The organism is Streptomyces sp. NPDC002044 (assembly GCF_040296725.1).
In the GTDB taxonomy this organism is placed as follows: Bacteria; Actinomycetota; Actinomycetes; order Streptomycetales; family Streptomycetaceae; genus Streptomyces; species Streptomyces antarcticus.
In genome coordinates this window covers 1-24654 of sequence record NZ_JBEOXU010000097.1, presented here as the reverse complement: position 1 = coordinate 24654, position 24654 = coordinate 1, and the positions used below count along the sequence as shown (strand labels likewise).

Here is a 24654-nt window from a genome sequence, read left to right as displayed (position 1 = left end):
TGGGGACGGCCTCGGTGCCGACGACGAGCACGCAGCCCTCGGGCAGTTCGCAGTCCTGCGGCAGCGCCGACACCAGCGACGGCGGCAGGATCATGGCCCCGCCGTCCTCGCGGCGTTCGGCGCGCTGACCGGCGCCGTGATGCTCGTCGCCGGGCTGCCGATCGGGGAGGCGGTCGCCGTGACGGCCCTCCTCGCCGTCCTGCTCGGCGCGTTCGTGCCCTCCCTCTCCTTCCGCATGTCGGGCCTGCGGATGCCACCGCTGCCGACCAACGCCCAGCAGCTCCAGGAAGGCATCGAGCCCCATCCGACGGCCGCGGTCACCGCGCGTTCGGTCCTCGCCGACGGCTGGATGAGCTCGCTGTACGGGGCGGTCGGACTGGTCTGCACCGCCTGCCTCACCGTGCTCGCCCACCAACCCGGACTCGCGCAGACCATCACCTCCGCGGTCCTCGCCCTGCTGCTCCTGCTCCACTCGGCCGGCCTCGGCAACGTGTGGCAGCGGCTGTCGCTGGTGGTTCCGGGCGTCTGGGGGCCCGTCCTGCTGGTGTGGGCCGCCGCCGGCTCCTACACGCCGTCCGGCAGGCTGCTGCTCGTGGTGGGGCTGCTCGCCGTCGCCACCGCGATCGTCATCGCCTCGTGGACCGTGCCCGGCCGGCGGCTCGTGCCCTACTGGGGGCGTGCGGCGGAGCTGTTCCACTCGGCGGCGGCCATCGCCCTGCTGCCGCTGGTGCTGTGGGTGCTCGGCGTGTACGGGGCCCTGCGGTCCCTCAACGGCTGATCCGGGGGCGCCACCGTGCAGTCGAAACGCGACCAGGTCCAGGCCCACATGTTCGTCATGGGCCGGCTCACATCCGCCATGCTCCGCGGCGATCCGGACGCCCCGGAGAGCCCGCAGGGCCGCACCAACCGCGGCATCGCCATCGGCGTGGTGATCGCCGTCCTGCTGTCGGCCGGGGCGTTCGTCCTCGGCCTGTTCAAGCCCGGCACCAAGGACTCCTGGCGGCAGCCCGGCACCCTCGTCGTCGCGAAGGAGACCGGCACGCGCTACCTCTTCCTGGAGGGCAGGCTGCGGCCCGTGCGCAACTACGCCTCCGCGCGGCTGCTCGTCGGCGCCGACCTCAAGGTCTCCTCCGTCGGGAGCCGCTCGCTCGCCGACACCCCCCGCGGCGCACCCGTCGGCATCACCGGCGCACCGGAGGCCCTGCCCGCCGCCAACCTCCTGGACACCGGGCCCTGGCAGGTCTGCTCGGGAACCCCCGGCGGGCCCGCGACCACCGTCCTGGCCGTCGGCGCACCCACCGCGGGCCGCGGACTGGGCACCGACGAGGCCCTGCTGGTGACCGGTCCGGACCAGGCCGAGTACGTGGTGTGGCGTGGCAGCAGGCTGCGTCTGGACGCGGGGGCCCGGGCCGCGCAGGCCCTGGGCTACGACGCCCAGCCCCGCACCCGGGTCTCCGCGGCCTTCCTCAACGCCCTGCCCGAGGGCCCCGACCTCACCCCGCCCGCCGTCCCCGGCCGCGGTGCTCCGGGCCCGCAGCTCGGCGGGCGCGAGTCCCGTGTCGGCCAGGTCTTCCGGATCACCGTGCCCGGCGCGGCCGCGCGGTACTACCTGCTGCGCCAGGACGGCCTCGCCCCCCTCACCGCCACCGGCGCCGCGCTGGTACTGGGCGATCCGCAGACCCGTGTCACCGCGTACGCGGGCGCCGCCCCGGCCGCCGCCGACCTGGGCGCCGACGCCCTCGACGGCCGCAGCGCCCCGCCGCCGGCCACGGGGCAGGCCGCCGATCTGCCCGAGGCACCGCCCCGGGCGGTGGTGCCCGAGGCCGGGACGACGGCGTGCGCCCGTATCGAATCGGCCACCGCCGGCAGCCGGGTGAGCGTCGCGCTCTCCGCCGTGGCCGGCCTCGGCCCCGCCGCGCAACCCGCCCCCGAGGGCCTCACCCCGGCCTGTACGGCCGTCGAGCGGATCACCGTCCGGCCGGGCGGGGGCGCCCTGGTGCGCGCCCTGGGGGCCGGGGGCGGCGAACTCGGCTCCACGCTCTACCTGGTGACCGACAGCGGCATGAAGTACCGGGTCACCGGCGGGGACGCGCTCACCGCCCTCGGCTACTCCCCGGGCCAGGCGCGAGGGCTGCCCTCACCGCTGCTGGCGATGCTCCCGACCGGACCGGACCTCAGCCCCCAGGCCGCCGTCGCGGGCCGCGGGAACACCACCGCGGCGTCCTGCCCGGCGGCCGCAGCGGCCCCGCCGACGGGGCCGTGACGGGGCCGTGACGGGAACACCGGCGAACCGAACCGGAGCACCGTGCGTGTATCCCGTGTAGGCGACACAAAAAACCGGCCACCGGGCTTGGGACGCTGGATTCTCGACATGTGATCACTGAGAATGCAGCTGACGGACACGTTACGGATGACCACAACTCGGCTGTCCGACAGTCCGGTTGAGTAGGGTCGGCTGAACGACGGACATCCGCCGGCGCCCCCGGCGCGCGGGCGGACTCGGCGGTGACAACCACCAGGAGGTGCGGCACATGGCAGGCTTCCAGCAGTCACAGGAACAGGCCACCCGGAACGGCATCATGGCACTGGAGCAGGCGTTCACCGGCGTGCAGAACTGCCGGCAGGACGTGGAGAACATGAAGTTCAACCTGTCCTCCGGACTCAAGGGCTCCGACGGCAAGGCGTTCCAGGACCTCCTCAAGCTCTGGGACGACCAGGCGGAGGTCATCTCGCGCAACGTCCGGGACATGGTCGACACCCTCAACGAGACACTGCGCACGCAGGGCCTCACCCAGGGATCCAACAACGAGAGCATCACGACGGCCTACAACCAGTCGCAGTCCGTCTTCGACACGCTCAGCGGCTGATCCGTCCCTTCCCGGACCCGCGACTCCCGTCCCCTCCCGATCCAGTTGTGAGACGAGGCCCCACCATGAGCGACTTCACCGACGGTCACATCTACGTCGACTACCGGCACATGTCGAACGCGGCGGACGACATGGTCGCCCAGACCAAGGCGATCGCCGGCGTCCTGGCCAACCTGGAAGCCGAGCTCCAGGAGCTCAAGCAGACCTGGGAGGGCGAGGACCGCCAGGTCTACAACACCAAGCAGCAGGCGTGGGACCACGCCGTCGAAGAGATGAAGAACCTGTTGGCGAACCACTCCCGCCTGCTCACCGACGTCTCCGACAATTACCAGTACAGCGAGAAGTCCCTCACCCAGATGTGGGGAGACGTACGCATCGGCCGCTGACCCGGCCGCGGGAACCGCGACGACGGCCGGGGCCCGGACCCCGCGGGGCGCGCCCCGTGTGCGCCCCGCGACCCCGTGGCGCGGCGGACGGGCGGCGGCGGCCGCCGGAGCCCGGGCGGGAACAAGAGCAGCTTCAGGAGCAGGATCAGGAGCGGGACATGGCGCAGAACCCCCCGGTCAACCTCGACAAGACCTGGCTGGAGAACTTCCTCAACCACGACATCGCGGAGTTCATCGCCGAGATCAAGAAGATCATGGGCGACGGAACGGGGTCCGACAACACGGTCATACCGGCCCTCGAGGCACTGCTGCCCACGGGCTCCCACGGCGACTGGGCCCTTCCGGGAGCCCAACTTCCCATCACCATCGGCGGGATGGCCAAGGACAGCGCCACCAACGGCCAGCACATCACCCAGGCGGTGGTCGAGCTCATCGGCGCCGTCACCACCATCCTCGACAACCAGAAGCTCCTCTTCGACGACATCGACGACAACCTGCGCACCAGCATCGAGACCCTCTTCAAGGCACAGGGCGACAACCTGGCCAAGATCGAAGGGGACAAGTTCCTCGACATCTTCTCCGACGTCGACGAATCGCTCGGTGGCCGCGAGGAGGACGACTAGGGGGTGTCGTCACACTCGTTCCTGCCGTGCCCGTCTTCCGTCCGCCCGATCCTTCCGGAGCCCGACCGTGCGTGATGAGAACATCAAGCCGCTCACCGCGGACAACGACGCCTGGCACCAGGCCGTCAAACTGTTCACCGGCTATGACGCGCCCCTGCGGGACAAGCTCTTCGAGTCGCTCACCGGCAACGCGGGCATCCCGCAGATGAAGGTGGAGATCAGCAAGCAGTCCAGCGTCGACTACGTCGACCCGGACGACTTCAACTGGCGGGTGGACAACGCCGGCTGGCGGATCGAGAACACCGACTTCGTCATCCCCTTCTACCTCACCGGCGGCGACAACCCCTCCAGCGGCGACCGGGTCTCCATGTACAAGGCCCGGATCACCCTGCTCGGCAACAAGGGCAGCGACGGTCCTCCGGCCGGAGGCGTCGTGGAGGGCGGGGAGTTCAAGAGCCAGTACGACAACCACCTGGGCCTGTCGGGCAAGGCGGCCGTCTGGACCACCCAGCCGCTCACCCAGTACAGCTACGGGACCGGCCGGGCCCTTGAGGCGCTGCTGAACGACCGCAACGGCACCCACGGCTTCCACTGGAACGGGAAGAACGTCGCCAACGACCAGGCGGTCACCCTCACCTCCTTCGACACGGCGGCGGCGTCCTTCGACCGGGCCGCCCAGTTCTTCGTCGACCGGCGCGACGCCGTGGAGGAGTGGGAGCGCCGGGTCGGGACGGAACAGGACGACGCCTGGCGCGGCCAGGCCGCCGGCGTCTTCTGGAACCTGGTGCACACGCTCGGCAAGCAATACGACGGATACGCCAAGGACATGCGCCCCTCCGGCACCACCGGCTCCCGGCAGGGCGACGAACTGCGGCAGGCGAAGACGGACTTCAGCAACGCGGTCTCGACCCTTCAGCGGAGCTGGGCCCGCTGGGAGCTCGCGGAGGGCAACCCGCTGCGCTGGCTGCACGACCTGCTCGTGGAGATCACCGACCACGTGTGGGAACGCAACATCAAGATGATCACGTACAAGGTGAGCAGCAACCGCTACGGAACCACCACCACCTACCACGCCATGTCCGGGTTCGACCAGACCGCCACCCGGTTCGGCAAGGGCGACAACTTCGGGCAGCTCGACGACCTCGACACCTGGAAGAAGGTGGGGGAGCGGGCGATCCAGCACTGGCAGGCTTCCGTCATCGAGAGCCTGGAGGTGCCCGCCAACGAGGCCATCCGGCTGGTCCACAACAGCTGGAGCACCAAGAGCTTCGACCTCGGCTCCATCCGCACCCGCAGCAGCACCGACCTCACCAGCTCCTACAACGAGGACAAGAACGAGAAGAAGGAGGACGACGCCGAGAAGGCCGCGGCGGACGCCGCGAAGAAGCAGGAAGAGTTCATGGCCTGGCAGAAGGAACAGGCGGCGAAAGCGGAAGCCGAGGCCAAGCGACGCGAGGAGGAGGCGAAGAAGGAGCAGGAGCGGCGGGAGAAGGAGGCCGACGAGAAGGAGGCCAAGGCCAAGGAGGAACAGGAGCGCAAGGAGAAGGAGGCGGAGGCCAAGCAGGCCGCGCTCCGGGCCGAACAGGAACGCAAGGAACAGGAGGCCAAGGCCGAACAGGAGCGAAAGGAACAGGAGGCCAAGGCCGAGCAGGAGCGCCGGGAGAAGGAAGCCGGGGTGAAGGAGGAGCAGGCCAAGGCCGAGCAGGAGCGCAAGGAGGCCGAAGCCGAGGGCAAGGCCGGCGAGAAGGAGGCCGAAGCCGAGCGGCGGCAGGCCGAGGCGCAGGCCAAGGCGGAGCAGAAGGAAGCCGAGCAGGAGGCCAAGCAGGCCGAGGCCGAGGCGAAGGCCGAGGAGAAGCAGCGGGAGCAGGAGGCCAAGCAGGAAGAGGCCCAGCGCAAGCAGGAAGAGGCCCGGCTGCGCCAGGAGCAGGTCCAGGCAGGCCAGTTCAACCAGTCGCGCACCGACCAGGAGCGCGCCCGCAAGGAGCAGGAGCAGAAGGAGGCCGAGGCCGAGGCGAAGGCCGCCGAGAAGGAGCGGGAGGCCGAGGCCAAGCAGGCGGAGGCGGAGGCGGAGGCCGAGCAACGGCAGGCCGAGGCGGAGGCCAAGGCGGAGCAGAAGGAAGCCGAGCAGGAGGCCAAGCAGGCCGAGGCCGAGGCGAAGGCCGAGGAGAGGCAGCGGGAGCAGGAGGCCAAGCAGGAAGAGGCCCAGGAGAGGGCCGAGGCCGCCCAGCGGGAGCGGCAGGAGGAGCAGGGCCGGCTGCAGACCGAGCAGGAGCTGCGGCAGGAGCAGCTGCTCACCGAGCAGGAGAAGCGCGAGGCCGAGCGGAGCGCCGAGGTGGAGGCCCGCCAGGCGGAGGCCCAGGCCCGCCAGGAAGCCGCCGTCGAGCAGGCCCGGGCGGCGCAGGAGCAGGCCCGCGGCCAACAGCTGCCGGGCGGTTCCGACCGGCCCGGCTCCGTGGAGCTTGGGGGTGGGCAGCTGAACCCGGGCGACCTGTCCTCGCTCATGCCCGGCCCGACGGGAGGGCCCGTCTACTCGGACAGCGGCCTCACCCTGTCGGACGGCACTTCGACCACCATCGACGACAACGGCCGGATCGTCACCCACCACCCCGACGGCAGCACCGTCACCATCGACCCCGACCTCCACACCGCCACCGTCACCCGCCCCGACGGCACCACCGCCACCGGCCCGCTGAACATCGGCGACCGGCTTCCGCACCCGGACGGCAGCGTGTCCCACATCGGCGCCGACGGGCGGATCGTCACCGAGTACCCGGACGGCACGACCACCACCATCGACCCCGACACGGGCATCGGCATCACCACCCGCCCGGACGGTACGGTCACCAGCGGCCACCTGGGCGGCGACGGAACACTGCCCGCGGGCTCCGGCCCGCACTCCTCGCTCCCCTCCGGCCACCGCCCACCGTCCTACGAAGGCTCCCTGGGCTCGTACGAGGAGGAGCTGTACGACCACACCCCCTACGAGCCTTCGTTCGCGGGCGGTTCCGCCGGTCCCGGGCCGTCCTACGGCGCCCTCGGTGACGGGGGCACGCCGCTCAACACCGGCTCGCTGCCCGGATCGGGAGCCGGCTCCGGGGCCGGGGCCGGCAGCCCCGCGGGCCCCATGGGCGCGCCGATGGGCGGGCCCATGGGCGGGATGGGCGGCGGCGGCGGTGCCGGCGGCGGTTCGGGCACGTCCGAACGCGTGCGCAACGTCATCGACGACGGCCGGGTGAACGGCGGTCCGCGCGGCGGGCGCCCCCGCCCCGGAAGTCCCAGGGGCGGGCAGGACGAGAACGACGTACGGGTCTCCTCACCCCGGGCCACCACCACCGGCGGCGCCCCGTTCGCGCCGATGGGCGGCGGCGGACCGGGCCGGCAGCAGACCCAGAGCGGCGACCGCACCCGGGACGCGTGGGTGCAGGAGGAAGAGGACGTCTGGGGTACGGACGAGGGCGGCGCCCCCGCCGTGATCGGCCGATGACCAGCGCCGCCCGGTCCGTCCGCCGGAGCACCGCCCGGAGCATCCGTACGGCCACCCGCCGGCCCACCCGCCACCCCAATCGCCAGACCACCCGCCCGGGCGCCGGCCCGGCCGACCGGAGGTACCACCGGTGACCGAACCGATCGAGCAGCGCATCGCAAAGGCCATGGCGGAACTGGAGTCCGTCAAGGCCGCCGTGGCGCGCGCCGAGGAGCAACTGGCCGACGCCACGGCGACCGTGCGCTCACGGGACCGCTCCGTGGAGGTCACGGTCGGCCCGCAGGGCGAGCTGGCCGGGCTCAAGTTCCTGGACGGCAAGCACCTTTCGATGAACGCCTCCCAACTGGCCGCGTCGGTCATGGAGGCCGCCGGCCGCGGCCGGGCGCAGATGGCCCGCCAGGTCATGGACCTCTTCGAACCGCTCACCCGCTCCAGCGCCACGGTGCCGGAACTGAGCGGCGTCGACATCGACTGGGACCGCCTCTTCGGCCCGGCCCTGCGCGACGAGGACGAGGGGGCACGGCCGCGCCGCCCGGGCGACAGGCTGCGGGACGAGATCCTCGAGGACACGGACGACGGACACAGGGGAAGGGGCCGGTCATGAGCGGTGTGTACGAGGCGAACCCGGAGGCGTTGCGCAGGGCCGTCGAGCGCATGCGTCGGCTGCCCGAGCTGGCGGAGGCGCTCGGCCGCGACTTCACCGCGGACGAGCGCAACTACACGCCGTGGCCCGGATGGACGGACGACTTCGCCCTCCAGGTCCGCCCGGTCTACGAGCGGAACAACGAGTACTGCCTCGGTACCGGACGGGTGCTGTACGAAGCCCTCGACGGACTCGTGCAGGCCACGCTGGCGAACCTGACCAACATCGAGCGCACCCGGTCGGACTCCACCGAGCAGATCGCGGAGCACCAGCGCAGGACCCGCGACTCGGTCTTCGACGGCCCGGGATCCGGCGGCCGCCACTGAGGACGGGCACGACGGAACGGACCGGTCCACGGGGGTGGGGCCACGGGTGAGCGGAGTACTGGGTGCAGGAGATCAACTTTCCGGATGACGTCCGGAAGATGCTCTGGATCCTCATCGGCGAGATGCCGTTGGAGGCTCGGGAGAACCTCGCGTACAACAGCCGTGAGCTTTATCTGAGGTTCGGCCGCGGCATCCGGGACCTCCGGCACGAGATCGAGCTCTCCGTCTCCGAGGCGTCCACCGCCCTTCCCGACGACGTCGCCGACCCGTACGTCCGGGCGCTGTCGCTGCTCACCGACGACGGGGGAGTGAACCACCTCGACGCGATGGTCGAGAGGCTGGACGAGATCGCCCTGGGCCAGGTCGACCACTCGATGAGCATCCAGCAGGCGAAGTGGGAGATCATCGCCGAGATCATCGCCCTCCTCATCGAACTGGCCCTGCTGGCCGCGCTGGCCGCCATCACCGGCGGCACGTCCGTCTCCCAGATGATGCTGGCGCGGGCCAGGAGCCGGCTGGCGGTCCTGCTCATCGTGGACCGCCTGCTGCGCATGTCCCACCTCGCGCCCGCCCTCACCGGCGCCATCGAGGAGGCGCTCCAGGTCCTCGCCGTGCGGCTCGCCCAGATCGCCCTGAACCCGAACGACCGCAGGCCCGACGGGATCGACTGGGAGGACGTGGGGAAGGGAGCCGCCTTCGGCGCCCTCGCCGGAGGGTTCTCCAGCATCCTCGGCGGAGCCTTCGACCACGCGGGCAAGTGGTTCAAGAACTCCTTCGACACCTTCGACGACTTCGCCGGGAAGAACCCGTTCACGACCAAGCTCCTCGACGGACTCAACGACCTCGCCGAGGCGTTCGTCGTCGGCGCGGTCAGCGAGTCGGCGGCCGAGGTCCTGATCCAGGGTGCCTTCGAAGGCGTCTGGGAGTTCAAGTGGGAGACGTTCGTCGGCTCCGGTACCAGCTCCGTGTTCGAGGTGATCGCCGAGGGCACCCTCGGCGGCGGCGGCCTGTGGCTGCACAAGTGGCTGATCGATTCGAGCGACTTCGACGACATCAACCACACCGACCTCGGAGGGGGCCCGGACCCCCGGGGTCCCGGCGGCTTCGACGGCCCGCCGCGCACCTCCCCGGCTCCCGTGCCCACACCGGGCCCGGCTCCGCTGCTCGCGCCCGTGCCGCGTGCGGTGCCGTCGGTGACGGCGGGCGCCGACATCCCGTTCAGCGACCTGCCGTCCACCGTGACCAGCCCGCTGCCGCTGCCGCCGGTGCCGTATCCGGTCGCGGCGGCACCGCCCGCCGCCGGTGTCGGGCCCGCCGTGTCCGGGGGATCCCCGCGCGACGGCCACCCCGACCCGGACCTGCGGATCTTCGACCCCGGATCCGACCCGCTGGCGGGGGCCGGTGCCCCGGACCTGACGGGGGCCACCCCGGGCCCGGGTCTCGTACCGTCCCCGGGGCTGTCTCCCGGGCTGTCTCCCGGCTTTCCGTCCGGCCTTCCGGCGGACCTGTCGTCCCCGTCCTCCCCGACCTCGCTCCCCTCCTCCCCGGCGACGGGGCGGGCAGCCGATTCCGCCGCGCAGCGGGAGTCCTGGCCCGAGGCCCCGGACGGCCTGCCCGATCTCCCCGGCACCCTGCCCGGCACGGCCCGGGGTCTCCCCGAGGACATCGGCCAGGGCGCCGACGCGCACCCTCCGGGTAGCGCCGCGCCCGCTTCGGGCAGCGCCGGCCCGGGGGCGGCCGGCGGCCGCCCGGTGCCGGTCGGTTCCGGGCAGGACGGCTCCCCGCAGGCCCCGGAGCGGACCGGCTTCCCGGACGCGGATGCTGATGCGGACGCGGACGCGCGAGTACCGGCCGAGGAGGCCGGGACCCCGTCCGAGGAGACGGAGGTGCGGTCCGGCGGGCGCGGGCAGCCCGTCGGTGCCGGAGCCGCCGGTCCGCCCGGCGTCGCCGCGCCGCCGCAGGCCGCCCCGGCCCCGGAAGCCGCCGTGCCCCGCCCGACGGCCTCCGCCGACGCGCCCGACGCGACCGGCCGGGGCCGGGACTCCGCGCGGGACACGCCCCCCGTGGCCGGCGAGGACGCCCCGGAGCGCGAGGAGGCACGGACCCCGGCCGCGGCCGGGTCCGGGGCGCCGCACACCGGCCCCGCGCCGCTGACCGGCAACCCGGCCTGGGAGGCTGCCCGGGCCGCCGCACCGTCCGTCACCCGTACGCACACCTGGACCGACGCGCCGCCGCCCCCCGCCACCGCCACCGCCGATCCGGCGCGGCCCGGGGCGGCGTCCACGTCCGCCCGGTCGGCGTTCGAGGTCCGCCGCGTCGAGCACGACGGTGTGTGGGTCACCGACCTCACCGTCCGGATCGCGACCGGGCCGGACGGGCTGCCCGAGGACGCCTGGCAGCGCGTGCTCTCCGGCGTGGAGGAGCACTTCAACGCGCCGGGTCACCGGCTGCCGGGGGGTGACCTGCTCCACGTCACCGCCCGGCAGGCGGAGACCGCCCCGCACCCGGACGGGCTCGTCGTCACCCCGGTCGACCGGGGCCGGCCGATGACCCGTACCGCGTGGTGGACCGACGCGGAACCCGCCGACTACGCCGCGCGCCTCGCCCTCGAACTCGGCCTGCCGGGCGACTTCCGTCCCGGAGAGGACACCGCCCGCCGCACCGGTGGCGCCGACGGCCCGCCCGCGGGCCCGGCCCGGCCCGCCGCTTCGGTACACCGCCCCCAAGCCCGTCTGGACGACACCGTGTTGGCGGCGCTGGCCGGGCACATCGGCGATCCGGCCGCCGAGCCGCCCGCACCCCCGACGCCGGTGACGACCACGTCGGACGCCCCCGCGCCGGCCGCCGAAGCCGCCAAGCCCCCCGCCGTGGAAGCCGGTGCCGACGCCACCGTCGTGCCTGTGCCTGTGCCTGTGCCTGTGCCCGTGCCCGTGCCCGCGGAGCGGGACGGTGACGGCCCGAGGGACGCCGCCGGGGCCGCGGTGGTACCCGTACGGCCCGGGCAGTGGCGCCACCGGCGGTCGTCCGCTCCGGCGGCCCCGCTGCACCTGGACTGGTTCGACCCCGCGAGCGACCCCCTCGACGAGCGGCGCGCTCCGGGCACCCTGCACGGCCTCACCACGCTGGTCCGGGCCCGGGTCCGCCGCATCCAGGCCGAGGACGGGCGCTGGGTGCGCGACGTCGCCGTGCACCTGCCGGTCCGGTTCGGGCCCGGCTTCGACCCCGCCGAGCTGCCCGCGTTCCAGGAGCGGATGCGCGCGCTGCTCGCCGTCCACGCCAACCACGGCCTGCGGCTGCCGGGTTCGGGCGATCAGCTGCACGTGGAGCTGGTGCTCACCCACGTTCCCGGGCACGCCGAGGCCGTGGAGCTGAGCCGCGGTGACGACCCGGGACGCAGCGATCAGCTGCACATCCGGCTCGGCGGCGGGCCCGAGCGCGACGACGCCGTGGCGCTGCACGAGATCCTGCACTACACGGGCCTGCGGGACCGGGCGCGCGATCCGGACTCGCTGTTCCGCCGGCTGCTCGCCGCCGGTGCCACCGGGGTCATGGCCGACACCACCGGACTGCCCGTGACGGGGGCGGTCACCGAGACGGACCTGCGGACCCTGGAGTCCGCCCTCGACTCCGGCCCGGTGGTACGCGACCACCCGCTCACGGCGGGTACCCCCACGGCCGCTCCCGCCGAGCCCGACGCCGGTCCGCTGCCGCCGGACGAGCACGACGGCCGCTGGGATTCCAGCCGGGCCCCGCGCGACTGGAGCGCGCCGCTGTCCGCGTACGTCACCGGGTACGGCACCGGCTACGACGGCAACGTCGGCCTCGTGCACGTCGAGCCGCTGCCGGACGCCGTCGTGGACGGCCTGCACCAGCAGGTCCTCACCCGCCTGGGCATCGCGCGGACCGCGCCCCAGGATCATCCCGTACGGGTACAGCTCCGGGAGCGCGCCAACGCCGTCGAGCTGGCCCGGCAGCTGCCCTACCTGCGCAGCAGCGGGCGCCGGTTCACCGTGACCCACGAGGGCCGGGAGCGCACGGTGGACGTGCGGCTCGGCCTGCGCGACCCCGTACGGTCGGGCCGGTACGGCGCGCACAGCGTGGAGGACCCCGAGGGCCGTGTCGAGCGGCGCGGACAGGGCAGCTCCGAGTCCTCGGGCTCGCAGAACTCGGGGAACGTCCGTACCGTCCCGGTGACCTGGTCCGGATCGTTCGCCATCGACAGGCCCGGCCCGGTCAGTCGGCTGGACGGGGCGTTCGCGCTCACGCTGACCCACAACCAGTTCTCCGCGAGCACCACCGTCACCTCCGCGGTGCAGACGATGACCGCGCAGCGCAGCAACGAGCTGTCGCAGCCGGTGGAGTTCGCCTCGGAGTGGCAGGTCGTGACCGACCGGCCGGAGCCCCCCGGGACGGGGAGCGCCGACGCGGACTGGGGGGACGCGCAGGCGCACGGGCCGCTCACCGTCTGGTTCCCGCAGCACCTCGCGGCGGAGCCCTCCGGACCGATGCCGGCCCCCGCCGGACTCGACGACCTCCCGGTGTGGGGCGTGGACACCGTCCACCGGCCCGCCCGGCTGCTGTCCGACGTCCGCCGCACCTTCGAGGAGGACCTGACGGACCTGTCGGACGCCTCCGCGGAGGAACTGGAGGCGTTCCTGTCCGAGCCGGTGCTGCGCGGCACCCTCCCCCTCCAGCGGGGCGGCGGCCTGTACTCACCGATCCTGCTGGACAGCCGGGGCAAGGCGATCGGCGTCTTCCGGCTGACCGCCGTGGTCGCACCCGATCCCGCCCCCACGCACCGCACGGTCGAGGGGAAGATCAACCTGGAGGCGCACGTCTCGCAGACCGTGAAGCTGGACAGCTCCGCCAAGTTCGCCAGCGGCGTCGCGGGCGACGGAAGCCTCGCTCCCGTCTTCACCTCCGACACGGCGCGCGGCCACCCCGACGCCTCCTCCGGTGTCCAGGGCAGCGTCGCCTTCAAGGGCGGCGCCAAGTGGCAGACCAGCTCCGGCCTCTCGTCCGGCGGCTCCGCCACCCTCGCGCACGCCGTCCGGAGCAACCGCAGCCACCTGCTCACCCCGGCGAGAGTCACCTATCAGGTCACCCTCGTCCGCGCCCGCGGCGGCAGCACGACGCACCAGGCCGGACCCTGGGACGCGGGCCTGCGGATGCGCGTGCTGTCCCGGGCCGACGCGCAGGGCGTGGAACACGCCGTCGGCAAGGGGCCGCGTCAGCTTCCCGAGGACCTGGAGAACCTCGACGCGCTCGGCCTGTCGGCCGCCCCGCTGGCCGTCACCGGCGCCGAGCCGATGTTCCGGCGGGCCGAGGCGTGGCTGCGGGAGGAGGGGTTCCTGCCCCCGACCACGCGCCCCGTGGCCCCCTACGTGGAGGACGAGGAGCGGGCGCAGGCCCAGCTCGCCAACCTGCGCCGCTTCGAGCAGGCCCGCTCCGAGGTGGGCCTGCGGGCCTCCGCCGACGCCCTCCTCGACGGCGGGGTACCGCTGTGGCTGGACCTGCCCCGGCGTACGGGCGCCACCCGCCGGGTCCAGCTGAGGCTGAGCGCGACCCGCGACACCGCCGCCGCGACCCGGCACCGGCGCACCCTGCCGGGCATCCAGGTCATGGGCATCTCCTCGTTCGGCGTGCCGGGCAGCGAGTCCAGGAGCCAGGCATACGGCTGGCAGGCCGGCTTCGGCGGCGGCCCCTCCGGCCCGGTCGGCGACCCGGCGTGGACGCTCGGCGGCTCGGGCGACTACACGTACAGCAGGCAGAGCGCCGACACCCTCACGGCCGGCTCCGGGAACAGCCAGGACCAGTTCTTCATCGGCAGCGGGCAGGACACCGAGGTCTTCGAGGTGCCCGCGCGGCTCGCGCTGGACCTGTACGAGGAGGACGCCCAGCCGAAGAAACGATTCGCCGACCCCGGTGACCCCGTCGGCCCGTCCGGTACGCCTCCCCGGCCGCCGGACGTGGAACGGCCGGTCGTGCACACCGTTCCGGGGCGCCTGACCCTCGCCGTCCCGCACCACCGCACCCAGCCCGCCGGCACCGCGCGCCCGCCGCGCGCCGGGCACCGACTGCGCGCCGTCCGCCCGGCCGACCGGACGCGCCTGGCCCTGACCGACGCGGCCGGGAACCCCGTACCGAACGTCGTGCGCCTCCCCGACGACGCGATCATGGACAGCCTCCAGGGTTCGGCCGCGCTCGTCGACGCCTTCGACCGGATCGTCACCGGCACCTACCCCGGCCGCCCCCGGAAGAGGGCCCTCCACCAAGCGTGGGACGCCACCACCGGGTTCCTGTCGGACCTGGCGAACAAGGCGGCGGGCCTCTCCGACAACCTGGACGGCGCCGACCCCACCGACGAGAGCACCCCCTTCCGGGAGGCGCTGCGCTCCGCGCTCGGCACCGCCAACCTGGCCGCCCGCGCCCACCAGATCTTCAAGGGCGGCTACGTCGTCGAGGGCCTGACGCTGCCCGGCCTCGGCGCCGACCACGAGTTCTCCATCGAGCTCCAGGGCTTCCTGCACGACGCGGAGAACCCGAACAGCGCGGCCCAGTACCTGGAGACCGACGTCGGAGCCACCGACACCACCGCGCACCAGACCGCGACCAGCGCCGGCCATCAGGTCGCCGGGGCGTTCAGCGCGGCGCAACGGCCCGCGCCGGCCCCCAACACGGCCGAGGGCGGCACGGGGAAGGCGGCCCGCGCGGCGAAGGACGACGCCCCGGCACCGGAGGCGACCGCGCTGTTCAACCCGTCGGGCCGCCACGCCCTCACCCGCCGCACGGACCAGAGCAGTACCGTCACCTCCTCCACCGGGGTGACCCGCACCCCGACGGAAGGCGGTACGCAGCACCGCATCCGCGCCGGCGCGACCATCCTCCTCACCGTGCGCCACGGCCGCCGCAACCTGGTGGGCAACACCCTGGGCGTCACCACCGCCGAGACCGTCACCATCGCCGTCGAGATACCCCGGGGCGCCCAGTTCCTGATGAGCGACACGCAGCTCAGCCGGGACGCCGAGTGGTTCCGCAACGTCGGCGCGCTGACGCCGACCGCGCGCCCCGCCGCGGACCTGCCCCTGCCGGACCGGTTCGCCCGTACGCAGGAACTCGGGCTCGCCGGCGTCCTCTCCGTACGACAGCTCGCCCCCGCCCCGAGCACGGCGGCTCCGGGCACGGCGGCCACGGGCACGGCGGCCACGGGCACGGCGGCCACGGGCACGGCGGCCACGGGCACGCCCGCCCCGCCCGTCCCGCCCGTGACCGCGCCCGTCGAGCGGCGCGACCGGCTGCGCACCGAACTGACCCGGCTGGTCGAGGCGGAGGCCCCCGGATCCACCACCCCGGGCCACTCCGCCTACCTGTCCGGCGTACGGACCCGGATCGCCGACCTCACCACGTCCACCGCCCTGCGCGCCCTGCCCGCCCGGGGACCCGGCCGCGCACAGCGCTTCCACTTCCTGCACGTCGCCAAGGGCGGCGCCCGGCTCGTCGAGGTGTCCCTCGAAGCCAAGCCCCGGCAGGACACCACCGGGCTGCGCACCGTGCGGGGCCGCCGCGCCGGCGCCGGGGCAGGCCAGGAACAGGTGCACATCCACGCCCCGTCGAACACCTCCACCGGCACCACCACGACCCGGCAGAGCGCCACCACCTTCACGCCCAGCGCCCGCTACCCGCGCCCCGCCGACGACACGCGCACCGACCGCACCGGGCCCTCCGTCACCTACACCACCACCAGTTCCGACGCGGCGAAGAACTCCTCGACGGACGAGGACCGCTACTGGATGCGCACCGACAACGCGGCCGACTTCGAGGTGGAGTACGAGTACACGGCCTCGGTCCGTTCCGAACTGGTCACCGAATGGCCGCTCAACATCCCCGGCGGCATCGTCGAAGCCGGCGTGATCGGCTGGTCCGACGAGAACACGGGCTGGGTGGAATGGGCCCGGCGCACCCTGTTCGGCCGCCCGGCCCGCACCGCCACCGTGCCCGCCCTGGTCAGCCTGCGCTTCACCGGCAGCGAGGCCGCCGACCCCCCGGTGCCCGCCGACCCGCTGGCGCCGAGCGTGTCGGCCACCGACCCGAGGACCGCGCCCGCGCCCGCCGGCGGCGGCCGCCACATCGGCGACGGGGAGCGCCTCGAACCGAGCGGACCGGCCCCGGTGTTCCACTTCAACGCCTACCGGGAGCTCTCCCAGGCCCTCACCGACGTCGCCCCGGCCCTCGCGCCGGGCCTCGGCTCGACCGCCCTGTCGGAGTCGGCCGAGACCGCCGCCGTACGCATCGGGGAACTCATCCAGGCGCGGCGCGTCGACGTGGACCTGCCCCGCGGCACCGGGATCACCTCCTCCATGCCCGGCTCCTACCCGGCCGAGGAGGATGCCGGAGCCCCGCCGGACCTGCGGATCGAGGTGCGCAACCCGCGGCGGATCACCGACGCCGGCGATGTCAGCCTGGACCGGCTGCGGCTGCCGGGCACCACCGCGTCCACCGCCCTCACGGTCGGCGGCGGCTCGAACACCACCCTGAACACCGCGCACACCGCGGACGCGCTGGGCCCCTCCCACCTGTTCGGCACCGGGATCCCCGTGCTCGCCCGGCAGCCCGTGACCCAGGGCCCCGGTACGGCGGTCACCGCGAGCCGGCGCGAATGGTTCAAGGTGGGCGGCACCGCCCTGCCCGCCGACGGCGGACGCGGCACCCGCAGCTACGAGACCGTGGTCGACGTCCTGATCACCGTCAAGGGCCCCGGCGGCACCCGCTACGTCAGCGGCAGCGCCGAGACGAGGCTGTCCGAACGCGACGTGCTCGGCTACGGCGTCACCGAAGCCCGCACCGACCCGCAGGTCTACGACCTGCGGTCCATGCTCGCCGGACAGCCCGCCGGCGACCTGCGCGACTGGACCAGGCACCCCCTCGGCAACCTGCCCGCCGTGCTCGCCCGCGGACTGGCCCTGAACGAGGACGCGGCGCAGATCTGGCTCGCCCCCGGCCCCGACCCGGACGGCTCCCGACTCGCGCGCGCCCTCTACGCGGCCTCCCGCACCGCGGTCCTCGCCGCACGCCCCGTCGAGCTGGTCCTGCGCACGGACGACGGCCTCCAGCACTGGGAGTTCGCCGAGGACGGCTCCCTGGCCAGTACGGACGCGGCCACCGTCACCGCCTGGAACGCCCTGGCCGACACCATCACGGAGCACAGCGACGCCCACCGCGGGCAGTCCGTGGCCCGCCGCCGGGAGGCCGGCCAGAGCGGCCCGCGCACCACCGCCGCCCACGCCCTCGACGGGGCGCGGAAGGCGCTGGACACCGAGCAGAAGGCCCATGCCCTGGCCGGCCGGCGGCTACGGGACGCGGTCAAGGCCCACACGAAGGCGCGCACGGCGCTGGCCGACGGCAAGAGGGCCGTCGTCCGCGACGACGGCCGGATACGGCGGACGGAGCGGGACATCAGCGCCGTCGAACGGCGCCTGGCCACCGCCGAGCGCGACGAGCGGGCCCTGTCGGTCGAGGCCCGGACCGCCGCCGCCGAGCTGCGGCACATGGCCCGCCAGGCCCGGACACCGCAGCCGCCGCACACCGTGGCAGCGGTCCGGACGCGCGAACAGCACGCCCGCGACGGCATCGCCCGGCTGCGGGGACAGCAGACCGGACTGCGGACCCGCCAGGCCCAGCTCGGGACCGCGCTGGCGAGCGCCCGCACCGACGCGCGGACCGCCGCCCAGCGCCTGCCCGGCCTGGCCGGGCGCGTGGCGACCGCCCGCGCCGACGAGGACAGCCGCCTCGGCGGGCTCGACACGGCCACCAAGCGGCGCGACACCGCCGCGACGGTGTACGACGAGCGCCGCGACCAACTGGACGCGGTGGACCTGGTCATCGACACCGCCCGCAAGGCGCAGGCCCAGCACGCGGGCGCACAGACCGCCGCCGCCAAGCGCCTGCCCGGCCTCGCCCACACCCTCCGGGCCGCCCGCCGCACCGCGGGAGAGGGCCTGGTCGACGTCCCGCGGTCCTCCGTGGCGTCGACCCCCGCCCGCGGTCCGCGCACCGCCCGGGCCGCCCGGTCCACGGCGACCCCCGCGCCACGGGCGGCCACGGCGGCGTCCTCGAAGGCGTCCAAGGGGAAGACCGCGGTGAAGGCCCCGGCCCAGACCCAGCCCAAGGGCACGGTGGGCGGGCAGCAGACCGGCCTCGGGACACCCCCGGGCACCGGCCTCGGGACCCCGCCCGGCTCGGGCGGCGGCGTCCTGGGCGCCCAGGGGCACGCCTCGCGCCGTCCGGCCGCGGGGAGCGCGCTGCGTACCCCCGCGAACGGCGAGTGCCTGCTGTACTCCTTCCTCACCAGCGCGCCCCAGCTGGTCCGCGACCGGCTGCCCGGGCTGGCCGCCAACGCCCCGGGAGTCTTCGCCTGGCTCTCCGACACCGCGGGGGTCCGCAGCGACGTGCACGCCCAGGCCACCGCCCTCTCGTACACCGGCGCACTGCCCCCGCACCCACCGTCACAGGCCGCCGTCGCCGCCCTGCGCACCTTCATCGCGGACTACCTTCGCCAGACGGCCCACGCGAACCAGCTGCCCGACCAGGTCGTGCTGCAGCTGCGCGCCTCCGTCGCCGCCGAGTTCGGCCGCCACCTGCGCCTTCCCACCACCAGCCGAGCCGACCTGCTGGCGCTCGCCCAGCGGCACGGCGTCGCCAACACCGCGGCCCTGACCGACAACGACCTGCGCGACGCACTGGAGACCACCTACCTCATGAGCACCGCGCCGCTGAGCGCCGCCGAACTGCAAGGGCTGCGGACCGCGGTGGGGAACTGGGAGACCAGCTGGGCCTCCGACCACGGGGACGCCTTCCTGGTGCTGACGGCGCACGCCCTCGGGCTCGCCGTCGACATCGCCCAGTCCGACCAGTTCGGCGGGCCGCCCACCGTCTTCGACTGCTACGGACCCCCGGCCGGTCCCGTCGTCGAGGTCCACTACTCGCCGTCCCACCGGCACTACGGGGGCAGCGACGCGATCCCCGCCCCGGCCCCCGTCCCCGTCCCCGTCCCCACGCTGAACCCCGCCCCGGTGCCGGCCGGCGCCTCCGTCACGATGCCGGGCCCGGCCGAGGACGCGGAAGCGGTCGTCCACGTACCGGAGGCGGTGGAGCCGCCGGACGCGGACGAGCTGACGGCGCGTCTGTCCCTGCTGCCGGTACGGGAGTTGCTGGACACTCTGCCGCTGCTGGACCAGCGGCACCGGCGGTGGCTGGCGGGCCGCGCCGACTTCGTGGCGGGGCTGCGGTCGCGCCTCACGGCGGGCGAGTTCGCCGAGGTGGCGGCGCGGCTGCTGGTGGTGCTGGCGGACGGGACCAGCCGTCCCGCGTCGGCGCGCGCGGAGGTGTACGCGCAGGTGGCGCGGACCCTGCGGGACCCGGACACGGTGGTGCGGCTGCTGGGGTCGGGCGCCACGGTGATGGTGCTGCCGCAGGACCTGCCGCTGGGTTCCGTGAGCGCGTTCGCTCCCGCACCGGGGACGATCGACCACCGCCCCGCCCCCGCCCGGGGGGCGACGGCGGGCGGCGCGCTCGTGGCGGCGCTGCCGGAGGAGAACCTGCTGGGGGAGCGGTCCGGCGTCGGCCGGAACCTGGAGCAGGCCGAGGGGTACTCGTCGGCCACCCACGAGATGGCCCACCTGCTGCACCACGCCGCACTGAGCGACGCCGACCGGTCCCTGATCCGCCGCAGATACCTGCACCTGCGTGACCAGGGGCCGGACGCCCCCTGGCCGGACGGGCCCCGCCGCCACTCCGACGGCACACCGGGGGACAACTACGCGGCGACGAACGAGTGGGAGTTCTTCGCCCAGCTCAGCAACGCCCATCTCGGTACGAACCACGGCGACGACCCCCACACGCTGCGGCCGCGGAACAACGGGGCCGCGTGGGTCCGGGCCAACGAGCCCGTACTGCTGCCCCTGCTGGAGCGGCTGTACGGCCCCGACCCGGAAGCGGTCCATCCGGCGCCGGCGAACCCGCTGGCGTCGACGGACGCGGAGAACGCGCGGTACGAGGCGTTCCGCGAGTTCACGACCGGCGTCGCCGAACCGTCCGGCCCGACCGCTCCGGAGACGGTGGGACCTGTGGGGCCTGTGGGGCCTGTGGGGCCTGTGGGGCCGGTTGGAGCGGTTGGGCCAGGCGGACCGGTCGGAACGCCCGTACCGGCCGGTCACCCCTTCGACGAGGCATTGCTGTCGGCGCTGGGGTCGCGGGACGTGACCCGGCTGCTGGACCGGGACCGGCCCGTCCCCGTGGCGGACCTCGCCGGCACGGGCCTGGTCCTCACGGCCGGGCAGACCGCCCAAGCCGTGCTGCTCGGGGGGTCGTTGACCGTCGGGGAGCTGGGCCTGACACCCCTCCAGCAGCTGCGCCTGCTGCTGGGCGGCGGTCCCGGCGGCGGCGAAGCGGTCGAGGCGGCGTGGGAGGCCGCCGCGCGGGCCCTGGGGATCGGGATCGCGGTCACCCTGCCCGACGGGCGGACGCGTGCCTTCGGTCCCCCCGGCGCGGCCGGGGGCGTACGGCTGAACTTCGACGGCGCGGCGTACGTGGTCACAGGAGACGCGTCATGACGGCCCCCCACCCCCGACCAGGAGCACCCATGGCGTTCAGATTCCCGACACCACGGTCAACTACCTTTCCCCTCAGAACTGTTGGATCACACTGCCGGCCGAACACCGACCGGCCGGTCCGGATCGGAACCATGACGACAGCGATGACGATGATCAGCCACGACGGCCGCACGGCGGCGGGCGGGGACCTGCGGTGATGCTCTGGAACCGGCGGAGGGACGAACCCGCCGCGCCGGGCTCCCCGGAGGAGTCCGTGGCCGGGGTGACGGGCTTCCTGATCGAGGAGTACGACCGCGTCCTGCTGCTTCGCCGGCCGTCCGACGAGCTGCTCGGACCCGGAGAGATCGCCGACCTGGTCCGGTCCGCGGAGGCGGACGGCCCCGGCACCTTCACCGTGGTCGCCGGCGCCGACGAGGAGTCCGCCGCCGCGCTGTGGCCCCGGCTCAGCGACCTGCTCGACGGAGTGGCCGAGGAGGGCGCCACCGCCGTCCGGCTCGTCATGTCCGGCTCCGGTACCGGCTCCGGCACGACCACGGGCACGGCCACGGGCGTCGGCTCCGGCTCCGACGGCCGGTCCGCGGAGAGCCCCGCGGTGGCCCAGCGCATCGCCGACGCCTGGGAGCTGGAGGTCATCGCCCCGGACGGCACCGTGCTCTGCGTGCCGGGCGGCGGGCTCTTCGTCCACGGCCCGCCCGGGGGTGACCACGGCTGGTGGAGCTTCCGGCCGGGCGCCGCCCCCGTCCCGCTGGGACTCCGGCATCCGGCCCCCGCCTGGCGGCCCGGTCCCGGCCGCCTGCCGTCCCGTACCCGCGGCGGCTGCGTCGTCGAGGAGATACCGGCGGGCGTCCTCATCCGCTCCGGAGACGGCCCCGCGCTCCTGCCCGGCGACCTCTGCTACGCCGTACCGGTGGACAGCCAGGGCCCGTTGCTGGTGCTCGGCGTCCCGGACGGCGAGGACGTCGGCGCCGAGGACGTGTCCGACGTCGTCGCCGCCCTGCCCCCGGCGGCCCGGGCCGCGCTGCGCGTGGCCCCCGGCGGCCGACGGGACGCACTGGAAACCGGGCAGTCCGCCGCCGACCTCGTGGGCGCCGGCGTCGTCGTCTACAGCGGCTTACCGCTCTTCGCCGAGACCGGCCCCGCCCCCGGTGAGGTCGTACGGTCCATGGTGATCGGCCGGGACGGGGCGCCGCGCTGGCAGCCGTTCGTCGACTCGGTGCTCTGCGCCCCCGGAGCATCGGAGCCGAGCCTGCTGCGGTGGAGCCCGCCGCTGCCCGGCGCGGGCGCGGCCGACCGGGGAGTGGTGCACCTGTCCGACCGCTGGCAGGTCGCGGTGAGCCGGGCGGGCCTGATGGTCGGCGGCCGCGACGACGCGGCGCAGCCCCTGACGTCGCGCCCGGTCGACGCCGAGGGCCCGGCGATCGAGGTGGGACGCCCGGGGGAGGAACTGGACACCTCGCTCTGGCCGGCCCTGTCCGAGCTCCTCGACTGGCTGGAGCCCGACCTGCGGGTCAGGGCCCGGCTGCACGTGCACGGCAAGGCCCTGGACGGGGGCCGCGAACTGCGCCGCCTGGCAGCCCGGCACGGTGTGCGCAGCGTGCGCTTCGCGTCCTTCGGCCGGCAGGCCGAAGGCGCCCCCCGCCCCGGCGAGCCACAGGTAACCCGGGTAGCCCCTCCCGGCACCCGGTCGGCACCACTGCCCGTCACGGCGCCCGTGCCGGCGGCGCCGGGCTCGACGCTGGGCGAGAGTCCCGCGGCGGCTCCCGCGCCACAGGCGGAGGCACCGGCCGCGGCAATACCGGCCCCGGCCCCGGCCCCGGCCGTGTCCCCGGCGGCGTCCGGATCGGCTGGGGAGACGCCGCGCGCGGCCCTGGTGACGCACCGCCAGGCCGGGCAGCCGCACGGACCGGAGGGCACCGCCCCCGCCCGTGGTGCGGCCGGACCGGTACCGGCCGCACGGCCGGACCCCGCCGCCGAGCCGGCGCCGGACTCCCTCGCGGCGCCGGGCCCGGACCCCGTCGCGGCGGCCGGGCCGAGACCTGTCGCGGAGCCCGTGCCGGACCCGCTGCCCGCCGTACGGCCGGTGTCCCTCGCGGCTGTTGTACCGGAATCGCTCCCGGGCACCGGAACAGGGCGCGGGACCGAGCCGTTCGCCGCGCCGAGCGCCCCGCGGCCCGTAGCCACCTCCACCACTACCGCCACATCGACCGCCCCCACCGCCCCCTCCACCGCTCCGGACCACCCGGCAACGGGCGCTCCCGGCGGAGGGGCCCGGGTTCCGGCCGGGGCACCCGCCCCGGCCGCCGCTTCGGCCGTGTCCGCGACCGGCGGTCCGGCGGTCTCCGCCCCGGGCCGGGGCCGTTCCCCCGAGGTGCCGGGCCGGGGTGCGCCGGGGCCCGCGCCCTCACCTGCCCCGCCCGTCGCGGCGCTCTCCGTGCCCCGCCCGGAGCCGGCTCCCGATCCGGCCCCGGAGCAGGTCCCGGCTCCCGATCCCGCCCCCGATCCGGCCCCCGCCACCCGCCCGAGCAGCGGTCTGGAGAGCGGACCTCCGCTCGTCACGGGGAGCGGGACGGCCCCGCTTGCGGAACCGTTCCCCGAGCGCGCCGCCCCGGCGCGAAGGCAGGCCACCGCGCCGGGGCCGGCGGGCGAACCGCTGCCGCCGGTGCCCGTGCCGCCGGAGCACCGCAGCACCGAGGCCGAGCGGACGGCGTTCCGTACGCTCGCCGACACGGTATGGGAGCGTCATGCGGCAGCCGTGGCCCGCACGCTGACCCGGATGCCCGCACTGCGGGGCGCCGAGCAGGTGGCCGCTCGGGCCGACCTGGTGGCGCTGCTGCTCTACCTCGGCCCGTCGGACGGCCCGTTCGGCCACCGGGAGCTGGACCGGGCCCTACGCGCGGGGGGCGGCCGGCTCCTGCCGTACGCGGCCTGCGTCGCGTCGGCGCTCCGGCGCTTCCCGTCCTTCCGGGGACTGGCCCTGCGCGGCGCGCCACCCGGCGCGGGAGCGGGCGACGCCGGACTGCCGCGGCCCGGAACCGTACTGCGCGACCCGGCCGCAGTGAGCGCGCTGCCGTGCGGCGGGGCGGGACCCGAGCCCGGCAGCGCCCGGTACGCGATCTGGTCGGTCACCGGCCGCCGCGTACGCCAGCTCGGCGCGGCGGGTTCGTCCGCCGCGCACGACGAGGTCGTCTTCGCCCCCGGCACCGCCTTCCGGGTGCTCGACGTGCGGACGGACGGCCCCGGGCCGCTCGTCCTGCTGCGTCAGCTGTCCCTGGCGGCGGCCGCGCCCCCGCCCGCCCGGTACGCGGAACCGGACGGCGAGGACCACGCGGTGCTCGCGCGCCTCGACGAGGCCCTGCGCGGGCGCCCCGCCGGGCCGGCCGGCTTCGCCTGGCCCGAGCGGTGCGCGGGTCCGCTGGAAGGAGCCGGGCCGATAGCCGGCTGAGCGGCCGCGCGGCCGGCTACCGGCTGCCGCGGCCGTCCCGACAGACCACCACGACGCACCACCAGCCAGCACCCGACTGTTCGACCAAGGCAAGAGGAGTGCCCATGCCCCAGCAAGCAGGCGGCTCGCAGATGTCGAGCCCGGCCGTACGACGAGCGGCGGTCCTGCCCGCGGTACCGGAGTAGTGGATGCCGTGGCCGTATCCGAGGTGCTGGTTGTCGGTGCGCGCGAGGTCCAGGGCGTCCGGGTCGGCGAAGCGGCCGGGGTCCCGGTCG

Annotated in this window: 9 protein-coding genes and 2 pseudogenes; 10 read left to right on the top strand and 1 reads right to left on the bottom strand. The window is 75.0% G+C overall.

Features of this window, described 5'->3' with window-relative positions:
* Window positions 1-94 precede the first annotated feature (94 nt).
* From eccD to ABT106_RS22265, 10 genes and pseudogenes are all read left to right on the top strand, one after another.
* Window positions 95-778 (top strand): annotated as a pseudogene (gene eccD, locus ABT106_RS22310) (type VII secretion integral membrane protein EccD); the annotation flags it as partial.
* A gap of 15 nt (window positions 779-793) precedes the next feature.
* The gene (gene eccB, locus ABT106_RS22305) at window positions 794-2263 is read left to right on the top strand and encodes a type VII secretion protein EccB (protein ID WP_351280055.1); all 1470 of its coding nucleotides are present in this window, start codon (window positions 794-796) and stop codon (window positions 2261-2263) included.
* Window positions 2264-2531: 268 nt separating this feature from the next.
* Entirely contained in the window at window positions 2532-2867 is a 336-nt protein-coding gene (locus ABT106_RS22300; protein ID WP_351280053.1) for a hypothetical protein, read from the top strand.
* A gap of 65 nt (window positions 2868-2932) precedes the next feature.
* Window positions 2933-3253: a WXG100 family type VII secretion target gene (locus ABT106_RS22295; protein ID WP_267719002.1), complete on the top strand. Its 321-nt coding sequence runs from the start codon at window positions 2933-2935 to the stop codon at window positions 3251-3253.
* Between the two features lie 158 nt (window positions 3254-3411).
* Complete coding sequence (locus ABT106_RS22290; RefSeq protein ID WP_351280050.1) at window positions 3412-3876, top strand: type VII secretion system-associated protein; 465 nt, start codon at window positions 3412-3414, stop codon at window positions 3874-3876.
* A 67-nt stretch (window positions 3877-3943) separates the two neighbouring features.
* Entirely contained in the window at window positions 3944-7360 is a 3417-nt protein-coding gene (locus tag ABT106_RS22285) for an AAWKG family protein (RefSeq protein ID WP_351280047.1), read from the top strand.
* 130 nt (window positions 7361-7490) lie between these two features.
* Complete coding sequence (locus tag ABT106_RS22280; RefSeq protein ID WP_351280045.1) at window positions 7491-7964, top strand: YbaB/EbfC family nucleoid-associated protein; 474 nt, start codon at window positions 7491-7493, stop codon at window positions 7962-7964.
* Window positions 7961-8329 (top strand): hypothetical protein, encoded by a 369-nt coding sequence (locus tag ABT106_RS22275; RefSeq protein WP_267719006.1) that lies wholly within the window; start codon window positions 7961-7963, stop codon window positions 8327-8329. Before ABT106_RS22280 ends, ABT106_RS22275 begins: the two co-directional genes overlap by 4 nt.
* A gap of 62 nt (window positions 8330-8391) precedes the next feature.
* Window positions 8392-20937, top strand: coding sequence for a hypothetical protein (locus ABT106_RS22270; RefSeq protein WP_351280042.1), 12546 nt, complete (start codon window positions 8392-8394; stop codon window positions 20935-20937).
* A gap of 196 nt (window positions 20938-21133) precedes the next feature.
* Window positions 21134-24379 (top strand): hypothetical protein, encoded by a 3246-nt coding sequence (locus ABT106_RS22265; RefSeq protein ID WP_351280040.1) that lies wholly within the window; start codon window positions 21134-21136, stop codon window positions 24377-24379.
* A gap of 16 nt (window positions 24380-24395) precedes the next feature.
* Here ABT106_RS22265 and ABT106_RS22260 read toward each other — a convergent pair.
* Window positions 24396-24654, bottom strand: a pseudogene (locus ABT106_RS22260) (hypothetical protein); the annotation flags it as partial.